Origin of the sequence: Sheuella amnicola (assembly GCF_010499255.1) — a bacterium.
GTDB lineage: Bacteria > Pseudomonadota > Gammaproteobacteria > Burkholderiales > Burkholderiaceae_B > Zwartia > Zwartia amnicola.
On the sequence record NZ_JAAGRN010000004.1, the window covers coordinates 1 to 19,721 of the forward strand.

The following is a 19,721-nucleotide window of genomic DNA, read 5'->3' on the forward strand; positions in this document are numbered from 1 at the left end:
TGAAACACCTTAGCGCCGATGATAGTGGATGTACATCTGTGAAAGTAGGACATCGTCAAGCTCTTACACCTCAAACCCCCGCATGCTATCAGCTTGCGGGGGTTTGTCTTTGGGGAGTAGGAAAACGGTGTTATTGGGGAATATACGATGATTAAATTTACCCATCAAACTAATAAGAAATTTAATAGCTCGGGTAAGATGATGCTGTTCGATAACAGGAGCCTTAGCAAATGACCAATCCAGATACTCAAGAAACAAAAACGATTGATCTCAAAACAATCGTTCATGTTGCCTATGGCATGTTTGCATTAGGCGTCATCACCGCCGGATTTTTCAGTGTCGCAATTTTGGCCACAATGGTATTGATTTACATAAAGCGCTCGGATGCCTCGGGCACTGTTTATGCCATGCATTTCGACTGGCTGACTCAAACATTCTGGTGGGGGCTGCTGTGGTTGGCTCTAAGCGGCTTGGCAACGTATGTGTATGTTGGATGGATTGGAATTATTGTTGCAACGATATGGGTGTTATATCGCTTATTGACCGGCTGGTTAGCGTTACTTGAAAACAGGACGCCTGGTGCGAATTGAATAAGCAACACTACTTATAAAAAAGGGCGCTCAATGAGCGCCCTTTTTTCATGCTACGAAGTAATTACTTCAAGTGACCACTAACGATTTTGGTCAGCTCGAACATCGACACCTGGTCTTTTCCGAACAAGGGCTTGAGCTTGGCATCGGCATTGATGTTGCGACGATTCTTGGGATCTTGGAGATCATGCTTTTTAATGTAGTCCCAAATTTTCTTGGTGACTTCAGTACGAGGCACCGGTGTTGCGCCAATCACGGCAGCAAGCGTGTCACTAGGTGTCAGTGGTTTCATGAATGCAGCATTAGGCTTGCGTTCAGCAGTTTTTGATGCGGCTTTTTTAGCTGCTGGTTTAGCGGTAGTGGCCATCCGGGCTCTCCTAGTGGACATAATTTATTGTCAAACGGACAAAGATTAACGTGTCTATGAATTAAAGACAAAGAAAATCAGGTACTAACAGGTAAGGATAACCTTAAATGTATCAATTTTAAGAGCAAGGTAAACTATTTTGCGACACAACGTTTACCCTTAAGACAAAAATGTATCCAAGATCACCTTTAGAATCAATTAGAAAATTTCATAAAGAACTGACGGAACTGAGACAGGATTTGCATCAAAATCCTGAGATCGGATTCGAAGAGTTAAGAACTTCCGGGATTGTCGCGGGTGCACTTGAGGCCCTTGGCGTGACTGTTCACCGAGGTATAGGCAAAACGGGTTTGGTCGGCGTGATCGAGGGCAATCGTACGGATTCTGGCCGAATGATTGGTCTAAGAGCAGACATGGATGCTTTGCCCATTCTTGAAGAAAATCAAATGGCGCATTGCTCGAAAGTCCCGGGCATGATGCACGCGTGCGGCCACGATGGACATACCGCCATATTGCTGGGTGCCGCGAAATATCTGGCTTCGAACAGGAACTTTAACGGAAAGGTTGCATTGATTTTTCAACCGGCCGAAGAAGGGCTGGGTGGTGCCAAGGCGATGCTTGAGGACGGACTGTTTGAAAAGTTTCCGTGTGACGAAATTTACGCATTGCATAACTGGCCCGCATTGCCTGCAGGAACGATTGGAATTAATCCCGGGCCGATGATGGCAGCATCGGACATATTTGAAATCACAATCGATGGTCGGGGTGGTCATGGTGCGCACCCTTACCAGACAATCGATCCAATTATTGTCATGGCGCAAATTATTACGGCATTGCAGACGATCGTCTCGCGTAATGTGCATCCCGTACAGTCCGCAGTGATCTCGCTTGGCCATGTCAGTGCAGGCAGTCCGAAGGCAGCAAGTGTCATTCCGAGTCACGCGAAACTTGTTGGTACCGTTCGCACATTTAGTGATGAGGTACAGCATATGGTCGAATCCAGAATGCGTACGATCATCGCAAGTGTTGCCGAAGCATTTGGTGCCAAGGCTGAATTGCACTATCGTCGATCGTACCCCGCTACAATTAATTCAACCGAACAGGCTAATGCGCTTGCGGACCTTGCGATCGAGCTATTTGGACAAGCTAACGTGGTGAGGGACTTGATTCCTTCAATGGGGTCGGAAGATTTTTCTTTCATGTTGCAGAAAAAGCCGGGAGCATATTTCAGGCTTGGTCAAGGTGGTGCCGAAGACGGCAGACTGCTGCACAATCCGACATTCGATTTCAATGACGAAGTGATTCCCGTGGGTAGCGCGATGTTCGCGGCACTGGTTGAACGCCGTATGCCCTTGGAAAAATAAACATGACATCTCAGTTTTTGACAATAACTCGGCCTGACGACTGGCATTTACATTTGCGCGACGGCGATGCTTTGACTGCAGTCGTAGGTGATACGGCTCGACAGTTTGCCCGCGCGATTGTGATGCCTAATTTAAAGCCGCCCGTTACAACCGTAGCTATGGCGCGGGCATATCAAACACGTATTGAGCAGGCTCTTGCAAAGGTCGGCATAGCCGATGGTCAATTCAAGCCATTGATGACGCTTTATCTGACGGATAACACTGATCCTGCCGAGATCGTTCAGGCCAAGGAGTCGGGTGCTGCAGTCGCAGTCAAGCTGTATCCGGCCGGAGCAACGACCAACTCCGATGCCGGGGTGACAGACTTGTTGGGGCGCTGCGCAAAAACGCTTGAAGAGATGCAACGTGTTGGCATGCCTCTGCTTGTGCATGGTGAGGTCACTGATCCGGCGGTCGACGTGTTTGACCGCGAGGCGTTGTTTATCGAGCGGGTGATGATCCCGTTGCGTCAAGCATTTCCCGAGTTGCGTGTCGTGTTCGAACACCTGACGACCAAGGATGGTGTGGATTACGTGCGTGAAGCGTCCGGCCCGATTGCTGCCACGATCACGGCCCAACACCTTCTTTACAATCGGAACGCCATATTCCAGGGTGGCGTGAGGCCGCATTGGTATTGTTTACCCATTTTGAAGCGCGAAGTGCATCGCCAGGCATTGGTTGATGCGGCAACGAGTGATAGCCCGCGCTTTTTTCTCGGTACGGATAGCGCACCCCATGCGCGAGGGTTGAAGGAGCATGCTTGTGGCTGTGCCGGTTGCTATACGGCACTGCATGCGATGGAGTTGTATGCGACAGCATTCGATCGTGTCGGCAAAATCGATAAACTCGAGGCGTTCGCAAGTCATCGCGGCCCTGATTTTTATGGTTTGCCGCGCAATACCGATAGGATCACTCTCGAGCGAACATCCTTTCTGATACCGAACGAGATTCCGTACGGATCCGAAACGCTAGTTCCATTGGCAGCGGGCGAGACGCTGTCGTGGCGTCTTGTTTAAGGATTCATCACGAATGATGCGCGATATTTAAATGTTGCGCATCAACTGTTGCGTGCTTCCAGTAGCTCCCAGCGCGCAAAGCGCTTTGCGAGCTCATCGTCGATTTCTTTGAGTCGATTTTGAATGAGGGTTAACTTGTTCGGATCATCTTTGTAAAGAGAGCTGTCACCCATCTGGGTGACCAAGGTTGACTGCTCTTCTTCAAGCGCGTTGATCGCTGCCGGTAATTGTTCGAGCTCTTTAACTTCCCATGGAGCTAGTTTGTTGGCTCTGGCTTTAGCCTGAGATTGCGTAGGCGCGGGTTTTACTTCAGTTGAACTCGTTGCGGTTGCGACCGATTTTGGGCGATCCGTCGCCGCTGATCCGGTTTGCGGCTTTTGCTGGCGTTCCCAGTCCAGATACCCGCCGACATAATCCTTCCAAATGCCATCGCCTTCACTCGCAATGGTTTGTGTCACGACATTATCCAGGAAGGTGCGATCGTGACTAACAAGCAAAACGGTACCGGGATAGTCTTGCAGCAACTCTTCAAGCAATTCGAGCGTTTCGATATCAAGGTCGTTGGTTGGTTCATCCAGAACCAGGATATTCGCCGGGCGCGCAAAAAGGCGAGCCAACAATAGTCGAGCCCGTTCACCCCCGGAAAGACTGCTCACAGGAGATTGGGCGCGAGCGGGTGCAAACAGAAAATCTCCCAGATAACTCATGACGTGTTTTTTTGTGCCGCCGATTTCGATCCATTCGCTACCTGGATTGATGATGTCTGCTAGCGTAGCGTTTTCATCCAGTTGACTGCGCATTTGATCGAAATAGGCGACCGATAAATTGGTTCCGAGTTTGACTGTGCCCGAGTCCGGTTGCAGTGTGCCGAGAATCAGCTTTAACAAGGTGGATTTGCCGGCGCCATTTGGACCGATCAAGCCGATGCGATCGCCCCTCATGATGGTGGTTGAATAATCACGCACAACGCAATGATCTCCGAACGACTTTGAGACATGCTCGAGTTCGGCGACAAGTTTTCCAGATCGCTGCCCCGCATCGACTGCCAGATTAACGTTGCCTTGACGATCCCGCCGTTCGGCGCGCTCCTTTCGCATTTGTTCAAGTCGTTTCACGCGTCCGACGCTGCGAGTGCGTCGAGCCTCCACTCCTTTGCGAATCCAGATTTCTTCCTGCGCAAGCAATTTGTCGAAGCGCGCGTTTTCAAGGCGCTGCGCTTCAAGCCATTGAGCCTTTTGTGTTTGCCATTCCGAAAAATTGCCGGGAAAGCTCAGAAGCTTGCCCCGATCTAGTTCGATGATACGTGTAGCGATTGCATCCAGAAAGCGACGGTCATGCGTGATGATGACTGCGCTACCAGGCCATTGGCGCAAAGTGGATTCGAGCCAGAGAATGCCATCCATATCCAGATGATTGGTTGGTTCATCAAGCAGTAGCAGGTTCGGTTGACTTGCCATGGCGCGAATCAGCGCAACGCGCTTGCGCATGCCGCCCGATAGTCCGGCCACATGTGCCTGCGCCGGCAAACCGAGCTTATCGATGAGCGCACGAACACGAGATGCCCGCTGCCAGTCCTCATCCTCGGGGTCGAATTCGCCCATGATGCATTCTTCGATTGTCAGGGAGTCATCAAGCTCGGGTTCTTGTTCGACCGTCGCGACCCTGACATGGCCCGCTGTAGTGATGGACCCATCGTCCGGCTGATTGCGACCGTCCAGTAGTTTGAGAAGCGATGATTTTCCGGTGCCGTTGCGTCCGATGAGTCCGATGCGCTCGCCGGATTGAATCGAGAGATCCGCGCCATCAAGCAATGGGTGGTGACCGTAGGCAAGATGGACATTGTTCAGCGTAATGAGGGCGGTATTGGACATGACAGCAACAGTGCGCGGGTGATCGCGATTTCAAATGTTCGGAATAAGATCGCTATTGTCGCAGGTCATTGGCGGTTGTGCCCGATGCGACGGTTTGAGCTTTACAATGTAGCTGCAAAGCAGATTGGGCAATCGCGGTGTCTTTTCGGACATCGAGGAAGGTCCGGACTCCATAGGGCAGGATAACGGTTAACGACCGTCCGTACGGGATGACGCGCAAGCGAAATTTCGGACGAGGACTAGGGCCACAGAGACGAGTCTGCGATGGGGGTGCGTTTGACGCACTCCGTCACGGCCTGGCCGTGATGCCGCATCCACGAAAGTGGTGCAACATCGCAGGGTGAAACGCGGCAACCTCTATCCGGAGCAACACCAAATAGGCATACGTGCGGTCTGTGACCGCGAAGGACGGCTCGTTCGAGTATGCGGGTAGGTGGCTAGAACATTTCAGCAATGAAATGTCCAGAGGAATGATTGCCCGTCAGAGCAATCTGATGTACAGAATCCGGCCTATAAATCTGCTTTGCACTCCTCATGCGCAGGCTACTTTCAAATTAGTGGCATCTCCATAATCAAAAAAATTTTCTACGGGAAAACCCTTGCCCGCCTTCTAAGTAAAGACTTTTAATTGCTATTGCAATTGCATGATTTATTTAGCTTTTTTGGTTTATAAAAAATTCTAAAATGATCGCTAAGTCATTGACCTGATTGGAAAAAATCCAATTTCGACTTGACCAAGCAAATTTGATGCCTTAGAGTGGTGAAAAGTAGGTTTTTGTGCATATTTGTGGGGATTATTTGTGTTTCAAGGTAGCAGTGCGCTAACGCTGGATGCAAAGGGGCGAATTAACGTTCCTTCCAAGCATCGCGATGCTCTGATTGAGCAGGCGCAGGGCTGTCTGACACTGACCAGGCATCCGGATGGGTGTTTGCTGGTATATCCCCGTCCCGTCTGGGAAAGCAAGCGTGAACAGATCGCGGCGTTCCCCATGCAAGCTCGGGCTTTGCAGCGTCTTTTGCTCGGCAATGCGCAGGATGTAGAGATAGATGGCTCCGGTCGGATTCTTGTTGCTCCGGAGTTGCGAAATGCTGCCGGATTGACGCGAGATGTCATGTTGCTTGGTATGGGAGCGCACTTCGAGTTATGGGATGCAGCTGCGTTGGCGCGTCGGGAAGCCGATGATTTGTCGCAGGGCATGGGTGAAGCCTTAAACCAGTTTTCGTTTTAAGCCGTGGCGGAGTTTACGCATCGGCCCGTGATGCTGGAGCCGACGGTTGATGCCTTGGTTACGGCAGGTTACGGCAAGCGCCGGGACGCCGATGGTGATTTGGAAGCGCAGCGCCAGGCTCGAATGTCCGGGTTGTATGTTGATGGGACATTCGGCAGAGGTGGGCATTCGCGTGCATTGTTGTCCAGGCTGGGGCCTCAGGCCAGGCTGGTGGTGTTTGATAAGGATCCGCAAGCAATTGCGGTGGCTCGACAGTTAGCGCAGGAAGATTCGCGCGTGACGGTGGTGCATGAAGGTTTTGGTGATATGCAGCAGGCTTTGGCAGGCCTGGGCATAGATGCAGTGGATGGAGTAATGCTCGATTTGGGTGTTTCATCGCCTCAGATCGATGATGCAGGAAGAGGATTTTCATTCATGAGGGATGGTCCGCTCGATATGAGAATGGATACCACCCGAGGTGAAACGGTTGCGCAGTGGTTGGCGCATGCAAGTGTTGAAGACATGCAGGAGGTCATAGTTCGATATGGCGAAGAACGGTTTGCTTTTCAGATTGCAAAGGCGATTGCTGCTCGCCGCGCAACACACCCGCTGGCAACTACCCTCGAGCTCGCCGAGCTCGTGTCAAGTGTCGTCCGCACGCGCGAAAAGGGCCAACATCCGGCTACACGCACCTTTCAAGCTTTACGGATTTACATCAATCGGGAGCTCGAAGAGCTCGAGAGCGCCCTCAAGGCAGCTCTGACATTACTGAAAACAGGCGGGCGTATGGCCGTGATCAGCTTCCACTCACTGGAAGATCGCGTCGTCAAGCAGTTCATTACCGCAGCATCCCGACCGGAAGCTGCGTATGCCCGCCTCCCTCTGCGTGAAAGTGAAATGCCTCAGCCGGTGTTGCTGGCTTTGGGAAGAGTGCTGCCGCAGGACTCGGAAATATCCCTTAATCCAAGATCGCGTTCAGCCGTATTGCGCGTTGCCGAGCGCACGCACACGCCGCTTGGCGAACAAGGCGCACAAGCGTATTTGCCGGCGCCGATCGGTTCGCGACGTGGCAAAAAGGGAGGGCGATAATGGGACGCCTCTGTTTTCTGGTCGCCACCTTGTTGATGATGTCTTCGATTTCCCTTGTCACGGCTAGGTATCAGGCGAGACAGTTGTATGTGGAGCTGAATCGTGCGCGCGAATCTTCGCGTCAGCTTGAAATCACCTGGAGACAGCTACAGCTTGATCGTGCCGAGCAGGCACGCAATGCGCAAGTGGATAAGTTGGCTCGTGAAAAGCTGAAGATGATCTCGATTGCTCCGGAAAAGACAATCTATATCCATCAATCCGCTCTGCAGCAAAATGCATCGGGTAAATCATCGGGAGGATCCCGATGAAGCCTTTGCCATTTCATAACAGCCCTGTTCTCAAGAACCAATATCCGATTTGGCGCGGACGTGTCGTGCTTTTGTTATTGGGAGCATCTTTTCTTGCTTTGGCCATACGCGCGCTGTATCTGCAAGGCGTGACGACCGACTTTTTAGTGAGCCAAGGGGTGAGTCGCTACGAAAGAACCCTGGTCTTGCATGCTAGTCGAGGAAAAATACTGGATCGTAATGGTGTGGTGTTGGCGGCAAGTATTCCTGCCAGAAGTATTTGGGCTGATCCTGATGACGCAGCTAGCGCAAGTCCCGCAAAGCTGAAAGAGCTTGCTCAGTTGCTGGATATGCCACAGGCTGAGTTGCGCAAGAAACTCTCGAACGAAGAAAAAAATAAAACTTTCGTATATCTGAAGAGACAGGTGCCGCTGGACGTTGCGCAAAAAATCAACGAAATGCGTATACCGGGTGTTCACCAGATTCCTGATACAAGACGCTTCTATCCCGAGGGCGAGGTTCTAGCCAATATTGTTGGCTTTAACGATGTCGAGGACAAGGGTCAAGAAGGCGTGGAGCTGGCTTTTAATGAGCAGCTTTACGGTCGCGCCGGAAGCCGTCGGGTCATGCGGGATCGTCTTGGACGAATTATCGATGATGTGCGCGCTGTGAATTTGCCTGTTGACGGTAAAGACATCACGCTAGCTGTCGATACACGTATCCAGTACCAGGTATATCGTGCATTGCAGGAAGCAATGACGGTGAACAAGGCAAAAGGCGCGGCCGCAGTTGTGATCGATGTCCAGACGGGTGAAATCCTCGCGCTTGGAAATATGCCGACCTATGACCCTAACAAACGCGATTCTTTCAGGGGCGGTAACTTACGGAATCAGGCGCTGACCGATACGTTCGAACCCGGTTCGATCATGAAGCCGTTTACCGTTGCCCTCGCGCTGGATTTGAAACGCATCAACACCAATACCTTATTTAATACGGGCGGCGGTAAGTTCTCATACCAAGGTGCGACGATTACCGATGTGAGCAAGAACGGTACATTGGATGCGGCAGGTGTATTGCTCAAATCCAGCAATATTGGGATGACCTTGATATCCGAGAAGCTGGAAGCGCGTGAAATGTGGGGAAGATTTTCCGAACTTGGATTTGGGCAAGCACCTCAGACCGGATTTCCGGGAGCGGCGGCCGGTCGGTTACGGCCATGGGAGCGGTGGCGACTGATCGAAAAAGCGACGATGTCGTATGGGTATGGCTTGTCAGTTTCATTGTTGCAGATGGCGCGTGCCTATACTGTGTTCGCCCGCAATGGTGATTTGGTTTCCCTGAGTTTGCTCAAGCGCGAGAACGAGCCGACATCCACCAAAGTCTATCCGCCGGATGTGGCACAAAAAATCCGACTGATGCTTGAAGCGGCCGCTGGTCCGGATGGTGCAAAAGCTGCGCAAGTTCAGGGTTATCGCGTTGCCGGCAAAAGCGGCACCGCTAGAAAAATTGTCGATGGCCGGTATAGCACGAGTCGTTACCGCGGTTCGTTTGTCGGATTTGCGCCCGTATCGAATCCGAGGGTTGTGGTTGCGGTGACAATCGATGAGCCTCAGGGCGGCGTGTATTACGGTGGCAAGGTAGCGGCTCCGGTTTTTGCCCAGATTGTCGGTAGTACATTGCGAATCATGGGTGTACAACCGGATGCGCCATTCGAGTCGTCCATCATTTCTGCCGGGGTGACAAGATGACGCTTCCGGTCGTAATCGATGACGCAGTATCGACCGAAAATGTCGTTGCCTTGATGCGACGTCAGGTTGAGTGCGCTGCGCAACTTCAAATCGACTCCCGTCAGATCGAACCAGGCGATATTTTTGTGGCGTGTCCCGGAATCACGGGCGATGGACGTAACTATATCCAGCAAGCCATTGTGAAAGGCGCGGCGGCGATTTTGATTCATTACGAAGGTTTTGACGGCCTGCAGACGAATCTGCCCGTGCCCGCGGTTTGCGTCAAAGGGCTGTCCGATAGATTGGGCGACATCGCACACGAGTGGTACGGTCGCCCCTCGTTCGCGCTGGATGTGATTGCAGTGACCGGCACAAATGGTAAAACTTCGTGCGCATATTGGTTGATGCAGGCGTTCGCATCGGCGGGAATCAAGGCAGGCTCGATTGGTACGCTCGGAGTGGTTTATCCGGACGGCAGGCTCGTCGATTCGGATTTGACGACGCCTGATGTGGTTTCGATGCATCGCATGTTAGCTGACTTGCGTGATGGGGGTGCCCGTTATGTCCTGATCGAGGCCTCATCGATCGGATTGGAGCAAGGACGTTTGAACGCGGTGAGAATCGTTACTGCGGCATTCACCAATTTGTCTCGTGATCATCTTGATTATCACCAGTCCATGCAAGCCTATGAGGCAGCTAAAGGATTGTTGTTCGACAGGCCGGAGTTAAAGCATCGAATCATCAATCTGGACGATGAGGCTGGTCGTAGGCTCATGGGGCGATGGTCCGGTCGATCGATCGGCTATGGTTGCGCCAAGTCGGATATGCAACTCGATTATTTCGCAGCGAACATCAGAATCGAGGATAACGGCCTAGTTTTTGAATTATGTGATGATGCGCAACGCATCGAGATTCGAACTCGCTTGCTAGGCCAGCACAATGTATCCAATCTATTATGCGTTGCGAGCGTGTTGTGCGCCAACGGATGGTCTTTGACTGAGGTTGCGCAAACCCTAGCGACTTTTCATCCAGTGAATGGACGATTGCAGCAAGTCGAGCCTCTCATTAAAACTGTCCCGACACCCTTGGTGATCGTAGATTATTCGCATACGCCCGATGCGCTTGAGCGTGCATTGGAGGCGCTGCGTCCGATGGCGGTAAAACGTCAAGGACGACTTTGGTGCGTAGTCGGATGCGGTGGGCAACGTGATGCGGGCAAGCGACCTTTGATGGCGGCTATTGCGCAGAAAATGGCTGATCATGTTGTGATCACAAGCGATAATCCGCGGGCGGAGCAACCACAGGACATTATCGATGAAATGATGTTGGGCATTACCGGTAAACCGAGTCATGTCACCACTGAAGTGGATCGTGCCCAGGCCATTCTCTCAACGTTGTTTACGGCTGATGAGAAAGATGTCGTATTGATTGCAGGCAAAGGTCACGAAACCTATCAGGAAATTGCCGGAATAAAACATCCTTTCGATGACCGACAGTGGTCTCAGGCAGGGCTGTTGCTCAGGCAGGGATGCAAGTTGCAGACTGATTCGCGCAAGCTTGAATCAGGATCACTTTTTCTGGCCTTGCGTGGCGAAACATTTGACGGACATGATTATCTTGCGCAGGTGGAGCAAGCCGGCGCGACCGCCGCGATTGTCGATCACGCAGTAGTCGGCGTGAGTCTTGCGCAGGTTGTTTTGGGCGATACGCGCGCGGCGCTTTTACAGTTGGGTCGTGCGTGGCGTCGCCAGTTCCACATTCCTGTCGTGGCTGTTGCAGGAAGCAATGGCAAGACCACCACAAAGGAAATGATCTCTGCGATTTTTGCCCAATGGACAGGCGAATCCAATCGACTTGCGACAGCCGGTAATTTGAATAACGAACTTGGCGTGCCGCTCACCTTGTTGCGGTTGAATCGCGAGCATCGTGCCGCAGTCATTGAAATGGGAATGAATCATCCCGGCGAGATCGCGGTGCTTGCGCGTGCGACAGAGGCTACAGTCGCGCTAGTGAATAATGCCCAGCGAGAGCATCAGGAGTTTATGGTGAGCGTTGAGGCTGTCGCAAAAGAGAATGGCGACGTTTTTCATCATTTGTCCCCGACAGGTATCGCGGTTTATCCGGCGGATGATGAATTCACCGAACTATGGGATCGGATGTCGGCATCATCGAATCGCATTCGATTTGGATTGCGTAGCGATGGAGATGTGTGGGCCGACAATATTCGATCGGATGCGTTGGGATCCACCTTGGCTTTGCACACGCCACGAGGCGATGTGGAGCTTGTTTTGCCTGTCCCCGGTTTGCATAACGTGCGCAATGCGCTTGCCGCAACCGCATGCGCGCTTGCGGCCGGAGTTCCTCTTGCCGTAATCATTGCAGGCTTATCGGCATTCAGCGCCGTTGGTGGTCGGATGCAGCCGCACAGGCTACCGAATGGTGTGGTGCTGATAGACGATACCTACAATGCCAATCCGGATTCGGTTCGCGCGGCGATTGATGTGCTTGCTTCGTTGCCGGCTCCGCGTGTGCTTGTATTGGGTGATATGGGAGAAGTTGGGGACAACGGTCCCGAAATGCATCGTGAGGTCGGAACCTACGCGAAACAGAAAGGGGTTGAGATTTTGTTGACGCTGGGTCAGGCAACGCATGAAAGCGCGCTTGCCTTTGGAGATCAGGCAAAAGCATTCGAGCAAATCGAAGCGCTGAATGCCGAGTTGGAAAAAATCGATGCGCGAAGCCTTTTGATTAAAGGATCGCGTTTCATGAAAATGGAACGAATCGTTCGGGGCTATCTAACCCGATGCGGAGTGAATTCCGGGGAATTGGTGTCGCATGCTGTATGAACTTTTCGGATGGTTGGCTGAAAATCACGTGCGAGGCTTTGCGGTCTTTGAGTACATCACTTTGCGGGCCGTTCTCGCATGTGCGACCTCGTTGCTGATCGGCTTGGTCGCCGGACCTCGCGTCATTCGCAAGTTGACTGAACTCAAAATCGGGCAGGCTGTTCGCACGACAGGTCCCGAAACGCATTTGATCAAGACCGGAACCCCGACGATGGGCGGTGCGTTGATTCTGATTTCGATTGGAGTGAGCACATTGCTCTGGGCAGACTGGACTAACCGCTATGTATGGGTAGTGTTGCTGGTGACGTTTGGTTATGGCTGGATCGGCTGGCGGGACGATTATCGAAAAGTCGTGTATCGCGATCCCGAAGGAATGCCTGCAAGGCAGAAGTTTTTCTGGCAGGCGCTGATCGGATTGGTTGCATCTATTTATCTGACTTTCGCGATTTCGGCCTCTTCGAATGAAAACGTGTGGATATTAATCAAGGACGCATTTCTGAATGGTCAATTCGTGACATTGCCGACGCGTGCCGATTTGATTGTTCCGTTTTTCAAAAGCCTCAGTTATCCGCTGGGTGTTTTTGGATTCGCGGCATTGACTTGGTTTGTGATTGTCGGAACCAGTAATGCGGTCAATTTGACCGACGGGCTCGATGGACTGGCGATTATGCCGACTGTGATGGTTGGTTCTGCGTTGGGAGTCTTTGCCTACGTGGTAGGGCGAGTCGATTATTCGAAATATCTGTTGTTCCCGTATGTCCCGGGTGCCGGGGAGTTGATGGTTTTGTGCGCGGCGCTCGCCGGTGCCGGCCTTGCATTCCTTTGGTTTAACGCATACCCGGCCCAAGTCTTTATGGGGGACGTGGGTGCTCTGGCTCTTGGCGGCATGTTGGGTACAGTTGCGGTCATTGTCCGGCAGGAAATTATCCTGTTCATCATGGGAGGCGTATTCGTTGCCGAAACGCTATCGGTCATGATCCAGGTAACCTGGTTTAAATACACCAAGCGCAAATATGGTCAAGGAAGACGTATTTTGCGAATGGCGCCATTGCACCATCATTTCGAAGTGGGCGGTTGGAAAGAAACCCAGGTCGTAGTGCGATTTTGGATTATCAGCATGATGCTGGTATTGATTGGCCTGTCGTCATTGAAAATCCGATGAATGAAATAAATACGAATCCCGACCCGCTCCAACGCGTCCTGATAGTCGGACTCGGGGAGACAGGCGTTGCCGCAGCACGCTGGTGCGCGCGCAAGGGGTTTGCCTTGCGTATAGCGGATACGCGTACAGCCCCTGCCGGTCTGACTGCATTGAAAGAAAATCTGGCCGATGCCTCGGTTGAATACCATCTTGGATGTGATGTGTTTGCGCGCACATTGCTTGAAGGCGTTTCGTTTTTGGTATTGAGTCCGGGGCTCGCACCGGATGTTTCGCCGGTAAAAGAGTTGCTGGACGAGGCGACTCAGGCGCAGGTCGAGATTATTGGTGAAATCGAATTGTTCGCCCGTGCGTTGAAGGAACTGAGCGCAGAGCGGCAATATGAGCCGCGAGTCTTGGGAATTACCGGCACGAACGGCAAAACGACAGTAACAGCCATGACGAGGCATATGCTTGAGGCGGCCGGCATCAAGGCGCGGGTGGCGGGCAATATTAGTCCTGCCGCCTTGCACGCATTAATGGATGCGCTTGACCAGGATGATTTGCCTAAAGTCTGGGTGCTTGAGTTATCAAGTTTTCAGCTCGAGACAACGCGCAGCCTCAAGATGGTTGCGGCCACTGTCTTGAACGTGACGCAAGACCACCTGGATTGGCATGGATCGATGCAGGCCTATGCCAAGGCGAAGTCGAGAATCTTTGAAATGACTGATCTGTGCATCGTCAATCGAGATGATCCGACTGTTATAGCTATGATCCCAGGCCTGCAAAATATCAATATTCGTAGTTTCGGACGAGATGTGCCAATGTATGCCGGCGATGTCGGTATTGAAGTCAGTCATGATGTTCCTTGGCTTGTCGCGGCGAAAGCGAATGACTTCGAAGACGAGGAGGCACCTGCGCCAAAACGCAAGAAAGGTGCACCGCCACCGGAACGTCAGCCGGGTCGATTGGTGCGATTGATGCCAGCCGAGGCGTTAGCAATTCGTGGCCTGCATAATGCATTGAATGTTCTGGTTTCGTCTCAGCTGGCTATGGCCGCGGGCGCGACATGGGGACCGGCGTTACGTGCTGCAAGAGACTATGTGGGCGAACCGCATCGTATGGAGTTTGTTCGCAGCATTCGCGGGATTGATTTTTTCAACGACAGCAAAGGAACGAATGTCGGCGCCACTGTTGCCGGATTGGAAGGTCTGGGAAGACAATCCGTTCTGATCGCCGGTGGGGTTGGAAAGGGTCAAGACTTTTCGCCGCTCGTTCCGATTGTGGCTAAACACGTCAAGGCAGTTTTGCTAATTGGCCAAGATGCTCCAATTTTGTTCGATACGCTTTCCGGGACCGGTGTGGCGTGCGAACTGGTACCTGACTTGAAGCAAGCTGTGGCCAAAGCGTTCGGCTATGCTCAGGAAGGAGATGCTGTCGTGCTGTCGCCGGCATGCGCCAGTCTGGATATGTTCCGAAACTATCCACACCGGGGTCAGGTATTTGTCGAGGCGGTCGCAGACTTGGCGATGGATCAGGGAGAGATCGTATGAGTCTCTTCGCCGAACTCACCAACAGCGTCAATGCCGTGCGACCCGGTCGTACGATGATGCGCAATTATGATTTGTCGCTTGTTATCGCCTCCACCGTTCTCGTCGCGATGGGAATGCTGATGGTGTATTCGGCTTCAATCGCATTGGTTGATGGCCCGCGTTATGCCAACTTCGGACGTTATTACTTTGTGATCAGGCAAGGCTTGTTTGTCACGGTCGGACTGATTGCCGCTGCCGTGGTGGTCACGATCCCGATGTCTTTCTGGCAGAGAGTGAGTATTCCGCTTTTTGTTATTTCATGTTTATTGCTGATTCTGGTGCTTGTGCCCGGAATTGGACGAAAGGTCAATAACGCCATGCGTTGGTTGCCGATCGGGCCGGTGCAGTTTCAACCCTCGGAGTTGATGAAGCTATCGGTGATGTTATTCGCTGCGGATTACACCATCAGGAAACAAAGCTATATGCAGAGTTTCTGGTCGAGTTTGGTGAGAGGCTTTTTGCCGATGGCTTTGGCCATGATCGTCGTCGGATTTCTATTGTTGAAAGAGCCTGACTTAGGCGCTTTGATCGTGATTCTCGCCATCACGATGGGTATTTTATTTTTGGGTGGCATCAATACCAAGATTTTCTCCGGCTTGATTGCGGGACTGCTTACGATCTTTTCCATGGTGATCTGGTTGTCGCCATGGCGACGCGCGAGGATCTTCGCCTATATGGATCCATGGAATCCCGAAAACACTTTAGGCAGTTCCTATCAGTTGTCGCACTCTTTGATGGCAATAGGCCGGGGTCAATGGACGGGCGTCGGCCTGGGCAGCAGTGTTGAAAAATTGCATTATCTTCCCGAGGCCCATACTGATTTCATCATGGCAGTGATTGGCGAAGAACTCGGTTTTGTCGGTGTCATGATGATGATTCTTCTTTTCGGCGTCGTTGTACAGCGATGCATCGAAATCGGACGGCAAGCCATTGCCATGGATCGTCCCTTCGGAGGATTATTGTCTCAAGGGGCGGGGATTTGGTTTGGCGTGCAGGCTTTCATTAATATCGGCGTGTGTCTTGGTCTGTTGCCGACAAAGGGTTTGACGCTGCCACTTGTAAGTTATGGCGGCTCCGGCATCGTGATGAATCTGGCCGCGCTGGCGATGGTTCTGCGGGTTGATTACGAAAGCCGTTCGATGATGCGGGGAGGGCGCGGATGAGCCAAGCTCCGATGCTTCTGGTAATGGCGGGCGGAACCGGTGGACATATCATGCCCGGATTGGCGGTTGCCGATGTCCTGGCATCTCGCGGATGGTCCGTGACTTGGCTGGGCGATCCGGACAAGATGGAAGGGCGGATTGTGCCATCGCGGGGTTATCCGCTAGCTCCCTTGCGCTTTGCAGGTGTGCGTGGCAAGGGACTGATGTCGAAGTTGAAGGCCCCGTTTTTGTTGCTTGGCGCGTTATGTCAGGCATGGACTCGATTTAGTCGCGTACGTCCGGATGTCGTGCTGGGAATGGGTGGTTATGTCGCATTCCCCGGCGGGGTGGTTGCATGGATGCGGGGTAAGCCCCTGGTGCTGCATGAGCAAAACGCGATAGCGGGCATGACCAACCGATGGCTCTCGAAGCTCTCTGCAAAAGTATTAACCGGATTCCCCGATGCGTTGGCCGGCGCCGAAGTGGTCGGCAATCCCGTCAGAGCGGATGTGGCCCGGTTGCCTGACCCGCAGGACCGATTCGCAGGCCGCAATGGTCCGTTGCGTCTTCTGGTTGTAGGCGGCAGTCTAGGAGCCACCGCCCTGAATTCGATATTGCCTCGCGCCCTCGCTTTGATGGCGCCGCAGAATCGTCCGCAGGTGACGCATCAGGCCGGTACGCAACATATCGAATCCTTGCGCAAGGCATATGAAGAAGCAGGGGTCGAGGCAACATGCGTAGCTTTTATCGACGATATGGCGAACGAATTGGGGCAGACCGATTTGTTGATTTGCCGTGCGGGCGCGATGACTGTTGCGGAAGTTGCTGCTGCCGGAGTTGCCGCTTTGTTTGTTCCGTTTCCCGCGGCGGTGGATGATCATCAAACGGCAAATGCGACCTTCTTGAGTAGGGACGAGGCCGCCTGGATCAGGCAGCAAAGGGATTTGTCACCGGAGTGGCTTGCGCAGTGGCTCAGTGAGCGCAACCGTCATGAGTTGTGCATTGTTGCTCAGCGCGCCCGAAAGCATGCCCGATTGCAATCGGCGCAACGCATTGCGGATATTTGTGAAGAATTGGCAGGAGTGGGCGCATGAAGCACCGCATAGAACAGATTCATTTTGTCGGGATCGGCGGCTCCGGTATGAGCGGTATCGCTGAAGTGTTGTTGAATCTGGGATACAGAATCACCGGCTCGGATTTGGCTGAATCTGCGGTAACGCAAAGACTTGCCGAGCTCGGAGCCAGGATTTTTATCGGCCATCAGTCAGAGCATGTTGCCGGTGCGGATGCAATCGTGACCTCGACTGCAGTGGCCAATAATAATCCCGAGGTGATCGCAGCCAGAAATGCGCGCATTCCGGTTGTGCCCAGGGCAGTTATGTTGGCCGAACTTATGCGTTTGAAGCGCGGTATCGCAGTGGCCGGCACGCACGGAAAGACGACAACAACCAGTTTGGTGGCAAGTGTGCTTGCGGCCGGCGGGCTTGATCCGACGTTCGTGATTGGCGGAAGATTGAATTCGGCCGGCGCGAATGCGCGACTCGGGCAAGGTGATTTCATCGTAGTCGAGGCCGATGAGTCGGATGCGTCGTTTTTGAATCTTTTGCCAGTGATGGCCATCATCACCAATATTGATGCCGACCATATGGATACATATGGCCATGATGTCGCAAGACTGAAAAGCGCATTCGTCGAGTTCACCCAGCGTTTACCGTTTTATGGCAGCGCGATCGTATGTTCGGACGATGCGAATGTGCGCGAGATCATGCCATTCATTTCTCGTCCCATCACGACCTATGGGTTGAGCGAGGATGCGCAAGTATCCGCAAGCAATGTCCGCGCCAAGGGTACGAGGATGCTGTTCGATGTCAGACGGAAAACGCGTGATGCAGAGTTGCCGTTGTTGCATATCGAATTGAATTTGCCGGGGTTACATAATGTGCGCAACGCCTTGGCTGCCATTTCTGTGGCAACCGAGCTTGGTGTTTCTGATGATGCGATTTGTCAGGCACTGGAAGGCTTTCGCGGAGTCGGTCGTCGATTTACGCAAGCCGGCGAATTCAAGGCGGATCATGGCGGCTCCTTCACGGTCATCGATGATTACGGCCATCACCCGGTCGAAATGGCAGCGACTCTCGCCGCGGCAAGAGGTGCCTGGCCGGACAGAAGAATTGTTTTGGCTTTCCAGCCGCACCGTTACACGCGAACCAGGGATTGTTTCGAGGATTTTGTGCAGGTTCTTGGACAAGCCGATGCTGTTCTGCTGACAGAAGTGTACGCAGCAGGCGAGCCGCCTTTGGTCGCCGCTGACGGTCGTGCACTTGCGCGAGGCGTGCGGGTTGCGGGCAAGGTCGAGCCTTTGTTTGTGGAAGACGTTGCCGATATGCCCGGCGCGATCAAGAATTTTGCGAAAGATGGCGATGTGGTCATCGTGATGGGTGCCGGGTCGATCAGTAAAGTGCCCGGACAGTTGGGAGTTTCTATATGAGCAGTCAGTTCGGAAAGGTTGGCGTTCTGTATGGTGGACGGTCCGCCGAGCGCGAGGTGTCGATCATGTCGGGAACCGGTGTGAGTGAGGCCTTGCGTAGCCAGGGCGTGGATGCTCATTTGTTCGATACAGGCAAACGGACGATTGCGGAACTCGCTGCTGAAAAATTCGATCGTGTTTTCATCGCGTTGCATGGTCGTTACGGTGAAGACGGCACGATACAAGGTGCGCTCGAGTTGCTCGGCATTCCATACACCGGAAGCGGGCCGATGGCTTCAAGCTTGGCAATGGACAAGGTGATGACCAAGCGTGTCTGGCTGGAAGCCGGATTGCCGACGCCGCGCTATGTTGCATTGACCGGTGAAGGCGAACTGGATTCGGCTATCGCAAAAATTGGTTTGCCTGCAATCATGAAGGCGCCTCACGAAGGTTCGACGCTTGGAATCGTCAAGGCGGAAAAAATTGAAGACGTGTTGCCAGCCTACAGAGAGTCCGCAAAGTTTGATGATGTTGTTTTAGCGGAACAGTTTATAACCGGCCGCGAACTTACCATCGCAATTCTCGGTGCACGCGAAACGACACGAGCGCTTCCCATTATCGAGATCGTCGCACCTGAAGGTAAATACGATTATCAGAACAAATATTTCACGGATGACACACGCTATTTATGTCCGGCCCCGGTGTCCGATGAGATCGCTGAACAAGTCGCAGCCATTGCTGTGCGGGCTTATCGCGCATTGGATTGCGAGGGGTGGGGACGTGCCGATGTGATACTGGATGCCTGCGGCAACCCTTGGTTGTTGGAGATGAATACTTCGCCCGGCATGACCGGGCACTCTCTTGTTCCGATGGCTGCGAAAGCAATTGGAATGAGTTACGCCGATTTATGCATGCATATTCTTGCGGATGCGCGTTGCAAGGTCGGTCATTTGCAATCAAAATAGAGATGACTGGAGC

At 52.8% G+C, this 19,721-nt stretch carries 16 protein-coding genes and 1 other RNA gene; 15 read left to right on the plus strand and 2 right to left on the minus strand.

What is annotated here, in order from left to right; translation table 11 throughout:
• The first annotated feature begins 230 nt into the window (after window positions 1-230).
• Window positions 231-590, plus strand: a complete 360-nt coding sequence (locus G3I67_RS06545; RefSeq protein ID WP_163652993.1) for a DUF4870 family protein — start codon at window positions 231-233, stop codon at window positions 588-590.
• Between the two features lie 64 nt (window positions 591-654).
• Here the strand turns inward: G3I67_RS06545 and G3I67_RS06550 are convergent, their stop codons facing one another.
• Window positions 655-957 (minus strand): SWIB/MDM2 domain-containing protein, encoded by a 303-nt coding sequence (locus G3I67_RS06550; RefSeq protein ID WP_163652995.1) that lies wholly within the window; start codon window positions 955-957, stop codon window positions 655-657.
• Between the two features lie 170 nt (window positions 958-1,127).
• On the opposite strand from G3I67_RS06550, the gene G3I67_RS06555 reads away from it, so the two are divergent.
• Together G3I67_RS06555 and pyrC are read left to right on the plus strand one after the other, a co-directional pair.
• Window positions 1,128-2,321 (plus strand): M20 aminoacylase family protein, encoded by a 1,194-nt coding sequence (locus G3I67_RS06555; protein ID WP_163652997.1) that lies wholly within the window; start codon window positions 1,128-1,130, stop codon window positions 2,319-2,321.
• Between the two features lie 2 nt (window positions 2,322-2,323).
• Window positions 2,324-3,376 (plus strand): dihydroorotase, encoded by a 1,053-nt coding sequence (gene pyrC / locus G3I67_RS06560; RefSeq protein ID WP_163653000.1) that lies wholly within the window; start codon window positions 2,324-2,326, stop codon window positions 3,374-3,376.
• Window positions 3,377-3,417: 41 nt separating this feature from the next.
• Here pyrC and G3I67_RS06565 read toward each other — a convergent pair whose 3' ends face one another.
• A complete protein-coding gene (locus tag G3I67_RS06565; protein ID WP_163653018.1) occupies window positions 3,418-5,247 on the minus strand; it encodes an ATP-binding cassette domain-containing protein in 1,830 nt (609 codons plus the stop codon).
• Window positions 5,248-5,363: 116 nt separating this feature from the next.
• Between G3I67_RS06565 and rnpB the strand changes: the two genes are divergently transcribed.
• The 12 genes from rnpB to G3I67_RS06625 all read left to right on the plus strand — a co-directional run bounded on the left by rnpB (window position 5,364) and on the right by G3I67_RS06625 (window position 19,708).
• Window positions 5,364-5,776, plus strand: an RNA gene (rnpB, locus tag G3I67_RS06570) — RNase P RNA component class A.
• A gap of 271 nt (window positions 5,777-6,047) precedes the next feature.
• On the plus strand, window positions 6,048-6,476 hold the full coding sequence (gene mraZ / locus G3I67_RS06575) for a division/cell wall cluster transcriptional repressor MraZ (RefSeq protein WP_163653021.1): 429 nt from the start codon (window positions 6,048-6,050) through the stop codon (window positions 6,474-6,476).
• Window positions 6,477-6,479: 3 nt separating this feature from the next.
• On the plus strand, window positions 6,480-7,544 hold the full coding sequence (rsmH, locus tag G3I67_RS06580) for a 16S rRNA (cytosine(1402)-N(4))-methyltransferase RsmH (protein WP_311197055.1): 1,065 nt from the start codon (window positions 6,480-6,482) through the stop codon (window positions 7,542-7,544).
• The gene (ftsL, locus tag G3I67_RS06585) at window positions 7,544-7,852 is read left to right on the plus strand and encodes a cell division protein FtsL (RefSeq protein WP_163653024.1); all 309 of its coding nucleotides are present in this window, start codon (window positions 7,544-7,546) and stop codon (window positions 7,850-7,852) included. The genes rsmH and ftsL overlap by 1 nt, the downstream gene beginning before the upstream one ends.
• Window positions 7,849-9,579, plus strand: a complete 1,731-nt coding sequence (locus G3I67_RS06590; protein ID WP_163653027.1) for a peptidoglycan D,D-transpeptidase FtsI family protein — start codon at window positions 7,849-7,851, stop codon at window positions 9,577-9,579. The genes ftsL and G3I67_RS06590 overlap by 4 nt, the downstream gene beginning before the upstream one ends.
• On the plus strand, window positions 9,576-12,404 hold the full coding sequence (gene murF / locus G3I67_RS06595; RefSeq protein WP_163653029.1) for a bifunctional UDP-N-acetylmuramoyl-L-alanyl-D-glutamate--2,6-diaminopimelate ligase MurE/UDP-N-acetylmuramoyl-tripeptide--D-alanyl-D-alanine ligase MurF: 2,829 nt from the start codon (window positions 9,576-9,578) through the stop codon (window positions 12,402-12,404). Before G3I67_RS06590 ends, murF begins: the two co-directional genes overlap by 4 nt.
• Window positions 12,394-13,566, plus strand: coding sequence for a phospho-N-acetylmuramoyl-pentapeptide-transferase (gene mraY, locus G3I67_RS06600; RefSeq protein WP_163653031.1), 1,173 nt, complete (start codon window positions 12,394-12,396; stop codon window positions 13,564-13,566). Before murF ends, mraY begins: the two co-directional genes overlap by 11 nt.
• Window positions 13,563-15,095 (plus strand): UDP-N-acetylmuramoyl-L-alanine--D-glutamate ligase, encoded by a 1,533-nt coding sequence (murD, locus tag G3I67_RS06605; RefSeq protein ID WP_163653035.1) that lies wholly within the window; start codon window positions 13,563-13,565, stop codon window positions 15,093-15,095. The genes mraY and murD overlap by 4 nt, the downstream gene beginning before the upstream one ends.
• Window positions 15,092-16,297, plus strand: coding sequence for a putative lipid II flippase FtsW (ftsW, locus tag G3I67_RS06610; RefSeq protein ID WP_163653038.1), 1,206 nt, complete (start codon window positions 15,092-15,094; stop codon window positions 16,295-16,297). Before murD ends, ftsW begins: the two co-directional genes overlap by 4 nt.
• Window positions 16,294-17,370 carry an undecaprenyldiphospho-muramoylpentapeptide beta-N-acetylglucosaminyltransferase gene (gene murG / locus G3I67_RS06615; protein ID WP_163653042.1) on the plus strand — a complete coding sequence of 359 codons (1,077 nt, stop codon included), beginning with the start codon at window positions 16,294-16,296 and terminating at the stop codon, window positions 17,368-17,370. The genes ftsW and murG overlap by 4 nt, the downstream gene beginning before the upstream one ends.
• Window positions 17,367-18,764 carry a UDP-N-acetylmuramate--L-alanine ligase gene (gene murC, locus G3I67_RS06620; RefSeq protein ID WP_163653045.1) on the plus strand — a complete coding sequence of 466 codons (1,398 nt, stop codon included), beginning with the start codon at window positions 17,367-17,369 and terminating at the stop codon, window positions 18,762-18,764. The genes murG and murC overlap by 4 nt, the downstream gene beginning before the upstream one ends.
• Window positions 18,761-19,708, plus strand: a complete 948-nt coding sequence (locus G3I67_RS06625) for a D-alanine--D-alanine ligase (protein WP_163653048.1) — start codon at window positions 18,761-18,763, stop codon at window positions 19,706-19,708. Before murC ends, G3I67_RS06625 begins: the two co-directional genes overlap by 4 nt.
• Window positions 19,709-19,721 lie beyond the last annotated feature (13 nt).

Bases quoted from the DNA above. Each gene is read 5' to 3' on its own strand.
- G3I67_RS06545 (WP_163652993.1), top strand. From the start codon at position 231: ATGACCAATCCAGATACTCAAGAAACAAAAACGATTGATCTCAAAACA.
- G3I67_RS06550 (WP_163652995.1), bottom strand. From the start codon at position 957: ATGGCCACTACCGCTAAACCAGCAGCTAAAAAAGCCGCATCAAAAACT.
- G3I67_RS06555 (WP_163652997.1), top strand. From the start codon at position 1,128: ATGTATCCAAGATCACCTTTAGAATCAATTAGAAAATTTCATAAAGAA.
- pyrC (WP_163653000.1), top strand. From the start codon at position 2,324: ATGACATCTCAGTTTTTGACAATAACTCGGCCTGACGACTGGCATTTA.
- G3I67_RS06565 (WP_163653018.1), bottom strand. From the start codon at position 5,247: ATGTCCAATACCGCCCTCATTACGCTGAACAATGTCCATCTTGCCTAC.
- ftsL (WP_163653024.1), top strand. From the start codon at position 7,544: ATGGGACGCCTCTGTTTTCTGGTCGCCACCTTGTTGATGATGTCTTCG.
- G3I67_RS06590 (WP_163653027.1), top strand. From the start codon at position 7,849: ATGAAGCCTTTGCCATTTCATAACAGCCCTGTTCTCAAGAACCAATAT.
- murF (WP_163653029.1), top strand. From the start codon at position 9,576: ATGACGCTTCCGGTCGTAATCGATGACGCAGTATCGACCGAAAATGTC.
- mraY (WP_163653031.1), top strand. From the start codon at position 12,394: ATGCTGTATGAACTTTTCGGATGGTTGGCTGAAAATCACGTGCGAGGC.
- murD (WP_163653035.1), top strand. From the start codon at position 13,563: ATGAATGAAATAAATACGAATCCCGACCCGCTCCAACGCGTCCTGATA.
- ftsW (WP_163653038.1), top strand. From the start codon at position 15,092: ATGAGTCTCTTCGCCGAACTCACCAACAGCGTCAATGCCGTGCGACCC.
- murG (WP_163653042.1), top strand. From the start codon at position 16,294: ATGAGCCAAGCTCCGATGCTTCTGGTAATGGCGGGCGGAACCGGTGGA.
- murC (WP_163653045.1), top strand. From the start codon at position 17,367: ATGAAGCACCGCATAGAACAGATTCATTTTGTCGGGATCGGCGGCTCC.
- G3I67_RS06625 (WP_163653048.1), top strand. From the start codon at position 18,761: ATGAGCAGTCAGTTCGGAAAGGTTGGCGTTCTGTATGGTGGACGGTCC.